Source organism: Brevundimonas sp., assembly GCF_036399195.1.
Lineage (GTDB): Bacteria > Pseudomonadota > Alphaproteobacteria > Caulobacterales > Caulobacteraceae > Brevundimonas.
This window is the reverse complement of sequence record NZ_DASWNO010000190.1, coordinates 1-9,024: the sequence shown is the minus strand read 5'-3', so window position 1 is coordinate 9,024 and position 9,024 is coordinate 1. Positions and strand designations below refer to the sequence as shown.

Annotated in this window: 10 protein-coding genes; 3 read left to right on the top strand and 7 right to left on the bottom strand. The window is 69.4% G+C overall.

Annotated features, from left to right (window positions below; translation table 11 throughout):
* A partial coding sequence (locus VGB60_RS08845; RefSeq protein ID WP_331037901.1) for a membrane dipeptidase occupies positions 1 to 587 on the bottom strand: 587 nt, incomplete at its 3' end.
* 80 nt (positions 588 to 667) lie between these two features.
* Here VGB60_RS08845 and hemF point away from each other — a divergent pair.
* Entirely contained in the window at positions 668 to 1,543 is an 876-nt protein-coding gene (hemF, locus tag VGB60_RS08840; RefSeq protein WP_331037900.1) for an oxygen-dependent coproporphyrinogen oxidase, read from the top strand.
* A 6-nt stretch (positions 1,544 to 1,549) separates the two neighbouring features.
* Here the strand turns inward: hemF and rlmJ are convergent, their stop codons facing one another.
* Positions 1,550 to 2,368: a 23S rRNA (adenine(2030)-N(6))-methyltransferase RlmJ gene (gene rlmJ, locus VGB60_RS08835; RefSeq protein ID WP_331037899.1), complete on the bottom strand. Its 819-nt coding sequence runs from the start codon at positions 2,366 to 2,368 to the stop codon at positions 1,550 to 1,552.
* 133 nt (positions 2,369 to 2,501) lie between these two features.
* On the opposite strand from rlmJ, the gene VGB60_RS08830 reads away from it, so the two are divergent.
* Positions 2,502 to 3,515, top strand: a complete 1,014-nt coding sequence (locus tag VGB60_RS08830) for a DNA topoisomerase IB (protein ID WP_331037898.1) — start codon at positions 2,502 to 2,504, stop codon at positions 3,513 to 3,515.
* Between the two features lie 66 nt (positions 3,516 to 3,581).
* On the top strand, positions 3,582 to 3,983 hold the full coding sequence (locus tag VGB60_RS08825) for a hypothetical protein (protein WP_331037897.1): 402 nt from the start codon (positions 3,582 to 3,584) through the stop codon (positions 3,981 to 3,983).
* 4 nt (positions 3,984 to 3,987) lie between these two features.
* On the opposite strand, the gene VGB60_RS08820 is transcribed toward VGB60_RS08825, so the two are convergent.
* The 5 genes from VGB60_RS08820 to ispH all read right to left on the bottom strand — a co-directional run bounded on the left by VGB60_RS08820 (position 3,988) and on the right by ispH (position 8,705).
* Complete coding sequence (locus VGB60_RS08820) at positions 3,988 to 4,443, bottom strand: opioid growth factor receptor-related protein (RefSeq protein ID WP_331037896.1); 456 nt, start codon at positions 4,441 to 4,443, stop codon at positions 3,988 to 3,990.
* A gap of 11 nt (positions 4,444 to 4,454) precedes the next feature.
* Complete coding sequence (tdh, locus tag VGB60_RS08815) at positions 4,455 to 5,495, bottom strand: L-threonine 3-dehydrogenase (RefSeq protein WP_349256607.1); 1,041 nt, start codon at positions 5,493 to 5,495, stop codon at positions 4,455 to 4,457.
* Positions 5,496 to 5,506: 11 nt separating this feature from the next.
* Complete coding sequence (locus VGB60_RS08810) at positions 5,507 to 6,703, bottom strand: glycine C-acetyltransferase (protein WP_331037894.1); 1,197 nt, start codon at positions 6,701 to 6,703, stop codon at positions 5,507 to 5,509.
* Between the two features lie 10 nt (positions 6,704 to 6,713).
* Positions 6,714 to 7,661: a DUF4232 domain-containing protein gene (locus VGB60_RS08805; RefSeq protein ID WP_331037893.1), complete on the bottom strand. Its 948-nt coding sequence runs from the start codon at positions 7,659 to 7,661 to the stop codon at positions 6,714 to 6,716.
* A gap of 72 nt (positions 7,662 to 7,733) precedes the next feature.
* The gene (ispH, locus tag VGB60_RS08800; RefSeq protein ID WP_331037892.1) at positions 7,734 to 8,705 is read right to left on the bottom strand and encodes a 4-hydroxy-3-methylbut-2-enyl diphosphate reductase; all 972 of its coding nucleotides are present in this window, start codon (positions 8,703 to 8,705) and stop codon (positions 7,734 to 7,736) included.
* Between the last annotated feature and the right edge of the window lie 319 nt (positions 8,706 to 9,024).

Here is a 9,024-nt window from a genome sequence, read left to right as displayed (position 1 = left end):
CCGCCCCACTTCGGCGCGTCCGTGGCGCTGTCGGCCCAGGTGGTGGTGGTCGAGTGGGTCAGGGTCATGTAGCGCGCGCCCGCATCGTGGAACTCGCGCAGCAGGCCCAGCGAATCGTCGATCGAATAGCCGCCCTCCATGCCGATCAGCGAGGCGATCTTGCCGCGCCGGTGGATGCGCTCGATGTCGTCGGCGGTGGTGGCCAGCTCGAACACGTCGGGATGGGCCGCGACCAGCCGCTTGACGGTGTCGATCTGCTCGAAGGTCGCCTTGGCCGCCTCGACCGACGTCAGGCTGGCGGGCACATAGACGGACCAGAACTGCCCGCCGACCCCGCCGGCCCGGAGGCGAGGGATGTCTGTGTGCAGTTCCGTCGAAGCGTCGAGATTGGTCGTCAGGTCGACGGCGTGCGGATCGTTCCCGTGCCTCTGGCGCAGCGCCCACGGCAGGTCGTTGTGCCCGTCGATCAGCGGCGTGCGCCGGAGCAGCTGAAGCACGCGCGCCTCGCCGGAGCCGGGCGCCTGCGCGAGGACCGGCCCGGCAGCGAAGGCAAGGACGACGGCGGACAGAAGGGCGGTGCGGATCATGGCGGCTCCCCGATTTGCAGCGCGGCGACAGTGGCAGACCCGGGTGTTGCGTCAACGTCCTGAAGGGCTAGAGGAGGCGGATGAGCACCGACATGTCCGCGCTGGAGACCCGCAAGGCCGAGACCCGCGCCTGGTTCGAGGCGCTACGCGACCGCATCCATGCCGGGCTCGAGGCGCTGGAGGATGCGGCCCCGGCCGACATCTTCCCCGGCGACCCCGGCCGCTTCGTCCGCACGCCGTGGGAGCGGCCCGAAGGCGGCGGCGGCGTGATGGGCATGATGCACGGGCGGCTGTTCGAGAAGGTCGGCGTCCACGTCTCGACGGTGCACGGGACCTTCCCGGCCGATTACGCCAAGAGCGTTCCCGGCGCGGCCGAGGACCCGCGGTTCTTCGCCACCGGGATCAGCCTGATCTGCCATCCGGTCAGCCCGCGCGTGCCGGCGGTGCACATGAACACCCGCTTCATCGCCACGACGCAGAGCTGGTTCGGCGGCGGCGCCGACCTGACCCCGGTGCTGGACGTCGACCGCCGCCCCGACGCGCCGGACACGGTCGACTTCCACGCCGCTCTGCAGGCTGCGTGCGACGCGTACGCCCCGGACTGGTATCCGAAGTTCAAAGCGTGGTGCGACGAGTATTTCTGGCTGCCCCACCGCAACGAGCCGCGCGGCACGGGCGGCATCTTCTACGACCACCACGACAGCGGCGACTTCGCCCGCGACTTCGCCTTCACCCGGGACGTGGGCGCGGCCTTCCTTGAGGTCTACAGCGCCATTGTTCGGCGGCGGATGGTTGAGCCCTGGACGGCGGAAGAGCGCGAGGAGCAGCTGATCCGCCGCGGCCGCTACGTCGAATTCAACCTGCTCTACGACCGCGGCACCATGTTCGGTCTCAAGACCGGCGGCAACGTCGACTCGATCCTCAGCTCGATGCCGCCCGTGGTGAAGTGGCCGTAGAGCCGTCTAGGGCGCCCAGATCTCCGCCCGGCCGCCGGCCTCGCCCAGCGCCTCAACGACCCATCCGCAGATTTCGCGCGCGGCGTCCTCCGTCCCCATCGGCGGGTTCAGCACCACCATGGCGCAGCCGTTCATCTTCATCGGATTGTTCAGGGGCCTGAGGCGCGCCTCGGCGACCAGCACTCGCCCGGCCCCAGCCGCCGCGAGCCGCCGCAAGAAGCCGTCGAACGTCTCCATGTCCTTCAGCGGCGTCCAGATCGCGACCGTGGCGCGGGCGTCCGCGCGAACGATGGCCGCGCCCGCATCCGCGGCGCGCAGGTAGTCGTCAGGCTGCTCGAACGGCGGATCGATCAGCACCAGCGGCCCCGTGGCCCTGCCAGCCCATTCGACCGCCTGATCATAGCCGTCCCCGCCTTCCGCCATCGCCTCCGGGAACGACCCCAGGGCTTCTGAGAGCAGGGTCAGCACCGGGGGGTTCAGTTCGAAGCCGATGTAGCGGTCGTCCGCCCGCAGCCGCCGCGCGAGCAGAAGCGGCGAGCCGGGATAGAACCGTCCGCCGCCGTCGGGATTGAGCGCGGCTACCTCCGTCGCCAGCGCCTCGATCAAGGGCGGCCGGTCAGCCGACGCCATCAGCCGGGCGATCCCCGCCTCCGCCTCCTTCGACCGCGCGGCGTCACCGGTCAGGTCGTAAAGCCCCGCCCCCGCATGGGTGTCGATAACGGTCGCGGGGCCGTTCGCCTGCGTCCGCTCCAGCAGCCAGAGGAGGAGGGCGTGCTTCACCAGATCGGCGAAGTTCCCGGCGTGGAAGCTGTGGCGATAGTTCATGCCCTGCCCTCCTCCGCCCGGCGGCCGGGGTCAAGCGGAACCCGAGCCGTTCGCGTCACGTTGCCGGTCCGCTCCGCCCACGGCTGAAGGTCGCCATGTCCGCCCTCGTCTTCCCGAAAAGGCCCAACCGCTGATGGGCGCGCCAGCCGCCGACGCTGTGGAGCGTGCGGACATTCCCAATGGCCTGACCTTCAGCAGCGACGCCCAGCCGGGCCTGAAGCGGATCGCGACCGAACAGGGCTTCGAATATTTCGACCTCGACGGAAAGCGGGTCAGCGACCCGCAGGTTCTGGACCGCATCCGCACGCTGGCCATCCCGCCGGCATGGACCGACGTGTGGATATCGCCGGAATCCACCGGTCACATCCAGGCCACCGGCCGGGACGTCAAAGGGCGCAAGCAGTACCGGTATCACGACGGCTGGAGCACCCACGCGTCGGAGACCAAGTTCGAGCGCCTGCCCGCCTTCGCCAAGGCGCTGCCCAAGCTGCGCAAGCGGGTGGAGCGGGACATGGCGATCCGCGGGATTACCCGGGACAAGGTGCTGGCCACCGCCGTGCGGCTGCTGGAGATGACCCTGATCCGGGTCGGCAACGCCCAGTACGCCAAGCAGAACCGCTCCTACGGCCTGACCACGCTCAACAAGCGCCACCTCGAGGTCGGCGCGACCGCCCTGACCTTCGCCTTCAGGGGAAAAAGCGGGGTCGAGCACGAGGTCCGCGTGCGGGACCGACGGCTGGCGACCGTCGTGCGCGCGCTGCGTGAGCTGCCGGGTCAGCAACTGTTCAAATATCGCGACGCCGACGGCGCCTTGTGCGCCATCAGCTCGGACGACGTGAACGCCTACATTCGCGAGGCCATGGGCGATCAGTTCTCGGCCAAGGATTTCCGCACCTGGGCCGGCACGGTCTCCGCCGCCCGCGCGCTGCGCGACATGCCGACGCCTGCCTCTCCGACCGAGGCGAAGCGCAGGATCACGGTCTGCGTCAAGGCGGTGTCGGGGGTGCTCGGCAACACGCCCACGGTATGCCGGTCGTCCTACGTCCACCCGAGGGTGTTCGAAATGTTCGAGAGCGGCGCCCTCACGGCCCTGCCTCGGCCGGACGCCGCCAGCTTCGAGAAGGCGCTGATCAAGACATTGCGCTGAAGACGCGGTATTTACGGATTCGAGAAGAACGGCGGTTTGCGAACCGCGATTGTCGGAGGGGCCCGTATGTCTATTTCAGCGAGTTTTCTGCGCCTGAGCGTCCTGTTCGTCGTGCTGGGGGTTTCGCTCGGCTACTGGATGGGCGCGTCGCACAACTTCATCGTCTCGCCGGTGCATGCGCACATCAACCTGCTCGGCTGGGTGTCCATGTTCCTGTACGGCCTGTTCTATCGCATCTTCCCGGACGCGGCCGTCGGCTGGCTCCCGAAGGCCCATCTGGCGCTCGCCGTCATCGGCCTGCCGGTCATGATGGTCGGCCTGACGATCCAGCTTCTGGCCATCCCCAGCCTGATGTCGGTCGTCCCGGTCCTGATGATCCTCGGGCCGACGATGGTCGTGCTGGGCATGTTCGCGTTCGCGGTCATCGTCTTCCGCGCCACCGGCGGGCGGAGCGCCGCCGCGGCCTGAGACCTCAGGCCGTCGCCCAGTAGCCGAGGCTTCGCGCGTTCACCGGCGCCCGCGTCGCCTCGACCCGCGCCATGATCATGGACTTGAACGCGTCCGCCTGTTCCTCGCCGGACAGCAGCCGCAGCGAGCGGATGATGCGGGTGATCCGCATGTGGTTGTGGTCGTGCGGCGCGAGCCAGTGCGTGGTCAAGGCGTAGAAGGCGGCCATCCGGTCCGTCGCGGCCGCGAGCGCGCACTGCGCCATGGTCGAGGTTCGGATCGCCTCGGCCTCGGCCTCCGTCAGCACCGGCGCCTCAGGCACGGCCATGGAGGGCTCGGGCAGCGGGAACAGCCACTGGATGAAGTCGTGCGTCCGCTCCAGATCGGCGTCGTTCATCGAGAGGACGTCGAACACCGTGCGCCCGCGAGCATCGCGGCCGTCGCCTTCGAGAAAGGCCGCCACGCCGTCGGCCTCGGCCATGGCGTGGGCCCCTAGGCCGCCTTGTCCCAGTTCAGGACCACCTTGCCCGACTGGCCCGAGCGCATAGCCTCAAAGCCCTCCTCGAAGCGCTCGTAGCTCATCTGGTGGGTGATCAGCGGGGTCAGGTCGAGACCGGCCTTCAGCAGGCCCAGCATCTTGCGCCAGGTGGTGAACATCTCTCTGCCGTAGACGCCCTTGATGGTCAGGGCCTTGAGGATGATGGCGCCCCAGTCCGTCTCCATCGGCTTCGACGGAATGCCCAGCATCGCCATGCCGCCGCCCATGATCAGGGTGTCGACGCACTGTTTGAAGGCGATCGGCGAGCCCGACATCTCCAGCGCCACGTCGAAGCCGACCTTGAGGCCGAGCTCGTGCATCACGTCCTTCAGGTCTTCCTTCGTCGTGTTCACCGTGCGGACGCCTGGCGCGACCTTCTGCGCCAGCTCCAGCCGGAAGTCGTTGATGTCGGTCAGGACGACCGTCCGGGCGCCGGCATGGCGCGCGACGGCGGCCGCCATCATGCCGATGGGGCCCGCGCCGGTGACCAGCACGTCCTCGCCCAGCAGGTCGAACTGCTGCGCCGTGTGCACGGCGTTGCCGAACGGGTCGAGGATGGAGCCGATCTCATAGGGCACGTCGTCCGGCAGCTCGATCACGTTGAAGGCGGGGGCGACGACGTATTCCGCGAACGCGCCCTGACGGTTGACGCCGATGCCCTTGGTGGCCGGGTCGAGGTGGAAATGCCCAGCGCGCGCGGCTTCCGAGTTCAGGTCGATGACGTGGCCTTCGGCCGAGACGCGCTGTCCGACCTTCAGGCGGCGATCGACGTCGCCGCCGATGGCGACGATCTCGCCGGAAAACTCGTGGCCGGTGATCATCGGCACGGGGACGTTCTTCTGGGACCATTCGTCCCAGTTCCAGATGTGGATATCGGTGCCGCACACGGCGGTGCGCTTGACGCGGATGAGCACGTCTTCCGGACCTGCGACAGGGATTGGCGCGTCGATCAGCTCGAGGCCGACGCCCGGCTTGGTCTTGGCCAGGGCCTTCATGGTGTCGGTCATCAGATAACTCCTAATTCGCGGCCCGCGGTCGTGAACGCGGCGACGGTCCGATCGATCTGTTCAAAGGTGTGGGCGGCCGACATCTGGGTGCGGATGCGGGCCTGACCGCGCGGCACGACCGGGAAGCTGAAGCCAATCACATAGACGCCGAGCTCCAGCAGGCGGGCGGCCATGTCCTGCGCCAGTTTGGCGTCGCCCAGCATGACCGGGATGATCGGGTGCTCGCCCGGCTGAAGCGTGAACCCGGCCTCGCTCATGGCGGCGCGATAACGGGCCGCATTGGCGAACAGCTGCGTGCGCAGCGCATCCCCCTCTTCCCCGCCGGCGATGCGGATCGCCTCGAGGCTGGAGCCGCAGACGGCGGGGGCCAGGGCGTTGGAGAACAGGTACGGCCGCGCCCGCTGCTTAAGCAGGCTCACGACCTCGGACCGGGCGCAGATGAAACCGCCCATGGCCCCGCCCAGCGCCTTGCCGAACGTGCCGGTGACGAAGTCGACCTCGACGCCATGGTGCGCGTAGGAGCCCCGCCCCTGTGGTCCGAGGAAGCCGGTGGCGTGACAGTCGTCGACCATGATCAGGGCGTCGTAGCGGTCGGCCAGAACGCGGATCTCGTTCAGCTTCGCGATGTAGCCGTCCATCGAGAAGGCGCCGTCGGTGGCTATGACGATGTTCCGCGGCCCGGCGGCGCGCGCCTCCCTCAGCTTCGCCTCCAGATCGTCCATGTCGGAGGTGGCGAAACGATAGCGCTTGGCCTTGCACAGCCGTACGCCGTCGATGATCGAGGCGTGATTCAGGCTGTCGGAGACGATGGCGTCCTCTTCCCCGAACAAGGGCTCGAAGATGCCGCCGTTGGCGTCGAAGGCGGCTGCGAAGAGGATCGAGTCTTCGAAGCCGAGATAGTCGGCGATCGACCGCTCCAGCTCCTTGTGGATCTCCAGCGTGCCGCAGATGAAGCGCACCGAGGCGGTGCCCGCGCCCCACTGCTCCTGCGCCCGGATGCCGGCCTGCGTCACCCGCTCGTCGCCGGCGAGGCCGAGGTAGTTGTTGGCGCAGAAGTTCAACACATCGCGGCCGCCGACCCGGATCACCGGCCCCTGACGGCTGGCGATCACCCGTTCCGGCTTGGTCAGGCCCTGGGCATCGATATCGGCGAGGTCCGCGCGCACGCGGTCATAGAAGGAGGAGCTGGCGGTCATGCGCGCTCCGCTACGCCGTTTTCCTCGCGGTTTGAACCCCCGCCGACGCCGCGGACGCTTCGTTCAGCACGGGTGCAGGCTCAGGAGTCGCACGGAACGGACTGACGCGGACCCGTCCGCCGCAGGGGCTGAGCGTCAGGTTCAGCGGCAAGGCCGCGGGGTCGCCCGGAGCCGTCACCCTCAGGCCCGTGACCGCCGGGCAGGCGCGTTGGCCCTTGGTCTCATCCGGCACGACCGTCCAGGCGATGTCGAAGAAGGCGCGACCCTGCGCCGGCAGGTTGACCGGGGCCGGCTGCGCGCCCTCGGCCACGCCGCGCGGGGTCGGCTCGGCCCGGATCGCCGTCAGATCGCGGCCCTGCCGGTCCCTCAGCACGACGCCCGGATAACCGCTCAGGCTGCACGGCTGCGCGCCGGTGTTCTGCATCGCCAGCACCGCCATCCGGTTTCCCGCGCCGGCGTCACCGCTGTGCGACACGAGGGTCAGCTGCGCCGCTCGACAGGGGGCGGCGGCCGGCAGGACCCCGCCCTCAACGGGAGGCGCGCTCGTGAGCGGGGGCGCCGTCACCAGGGGCGGCGCGGGGCGGCTGCAGCGCGCGACGACGGCCACCTCCACACCCCCGTTCGGGGCCCTGCGGCTGAGGGTCGAAGTCTCCATGCCCTCCGCGACCACCGTGCGCCAGGTCATGCCTGCGCCGACGAACAGCGCGCCCGAGGCGGCGCCCTCCTGACGCATGGCGTAGGTCTGGCCGTCATGAGTCACCTGCGCCGTCGCGGCGTCGGGATAGGCCACCGTCACGGCGCCGCCCTGCTCGCAGGCGTAGGTGACGGGCGCGCCGGCAGCCACGACGGGGCCCTCCGTGGGCTCGACGGGTGGACGCGGCGCTTCGTCCTCGCGGGTGCAGGCGGCGGTCAGCGCCAGTATCGAAACGACGGCGGAAAGGGTGTGGCGACGGCGCATGGAAGCTCCACTGTGGAACAACCTAACGCGATCCGACGGTTAAAGGCTCCGCTTGCGCGATCTGACCCCCCATCAGGCCGTGAGAACCCGCGGCAGCTTGAACGCGACGGTCTCGCGCTCGCCGTCGTCCTCGACGACCGTCGCGTCGAACCGCATGCGTACGGCCTCGATCAGCGCCTCGATCAGCGGCTCGGGCGCCGAGGCGCCGGCGGTGATGCCGAGGACGTTCACGCCGTCCAGCCACGACCAGTTCACCTGATCGGCGTCGTCCACCAGCCGCGCGTCGGCGGCTCCGGCCCGTAGCGCGACCTCTACCAGCCGGACCGAGTTGGATGAATTGGCCGAGCCCACCACAAGCACCAGATCGCACCCCGCGCCCAGGCGCTTGACTGCTTCCTGGCGGTTGGTGGTGGCGTAGCAGATGTCTTCCTTGTGCGGGTCCGGCAGTTCGGGGAACCGTCGCTTGAGTACGCCGAGGATTTCGCTGGTGTCGTCCACCGACAGGGTGGTCTGGGTGGCGTAGGCTAGCGGCGCGGCGCCCGGCCGCTGAAACGCTTCGGCGTCCTCCACCGTTTCGACGAGACTGATCGCACCGGCCGGCAGCTGCCCCATGGTGCCCACCACCTCGGGGTGACCGGCGTGGCCGATCAGGATGATGTGGCGACCGGCGGCGTGATGCCGCTCGGCCTCCACGTGCACTTTCGAGACAAGCGGGCAGGTCGCGTCGAGGAACAGCATCTCGCGCGCCCGGGCGGTGGCCGGCACCGTCTTGGGCACGCCATGGGCCGAGAACACCACCGGCCGGTCGTCCGGGCACTCGTCCAGTTCCTTGACGAACACCGCCCCCAGCGACCTGAGGCGCTCCACGACATGCCGATTATGCACGATCTCGTGGCGCACGTAGACGGGGGCGCCGAACTTCTCGAGGGCCCGTTCGACGATCTGGATGGCGCGGTCCACGCCGGCGCAGAAGCCCCGCGGCGTGGCGAGACGCACGGTCAGGGCGCGCCTTTGGGCGGGCCGGATGGGGGCGTGGACGCTCATGGCTGGAACCTAGTCTTTCGCGCCGTCTGCCGCCACCATGGTTTCCGCGCGCGCGGGTTTGCCGCGCCTCCGTTTAGCCGCTATCAGCGGCGAGCGTGCCGCAGGCGTCGGGCTGTCGCCGCACCCCTTGATCTGGAAGATTATCGATGCGTCGCGTCCTCAACCTCTCTCTGGCGCCCGTTCTGGCCGCGACCCTGATGTCGGTCGGCATGGCGCCGTCCGTCGCCGACGCGGGTCAGCAGCCTGGCCAGGCCGGCCGGCAACAGCCGGGTCAACGCCCGCAACCGGGCGAGCAGGCGGAACCGAACCGCGCCCGCGC

What these genes read in the sequence shown, in the direction of transcription:
- hemF (WP_331037900.1), top strand. Translation starts at nt 668, where the DNA reads ATGAGCACCGACATGTCCGCGCTGGAGACCCGCAAGGCCGAGACCCGC.
- rlmJ (WP_331037899.1), bottom strand. Translation starts at nt 2,368, where the DNA reads ATGAACTATCGCCACAGCTTCCACGCCGGGAACTTCGCCGATCTGGTG.
- VGB60_RS08830 (WP_331037898.1), top strand. Translation starts at nt 2,502, where the DNA reads ATGGGCGCGCCAGCCGCCGACGCTGTGGAGCGTGCGGACATTCCCAAT.
- VGB60_RS08825 (WP_331037897.1), top strand. Translation starts at nt 3,582, where the DNA reads ATGTCTATTTCAGCGAGTTTTCTGCGCCTGAGCGTCCTGTTCGTCGTG.
- VGB60_RS08820 (WP_331037896.1), bottom strand. Translation starts at nt 4,443, where the DNA reads ATGGCCGAGGCCGACGGCGTGGCGGCCTTTCTCGAAGGCGACGGCCGC.
- tdh (WP_349256607.1), bottom strand. Translation starts at nt 5,495, where the DNA reads ATGAAGGCCCTGGCCAAGACCAAGCCGGGCGTCGGCCTCGAGCTGATC.
- VGB60_RS08810 (WP_331037894.1), bottom strand. Translation starts at nt 6,703, where the DNA reads ATGACCGCCAGCTCCTCCTTCTATGACCGCGTGCGCGCGGACCTCGCC.
- VGB60_RS08805 (WP_331037893.1), bottom strand. Translation starts at nt 7,661, where the DNA reads ATGCGCCGTCGCCACACCCTTTCCGCCGTCGTTTCGATACTGGCGCTG.
- ispH (WP_331037892.1), bottom strand. Translation starts at nt 8,705, where the DNA reads ATGAGCGTCCACGCCCCCATCCGGCCCGCCCAAAGGCGCGCCCTGACC.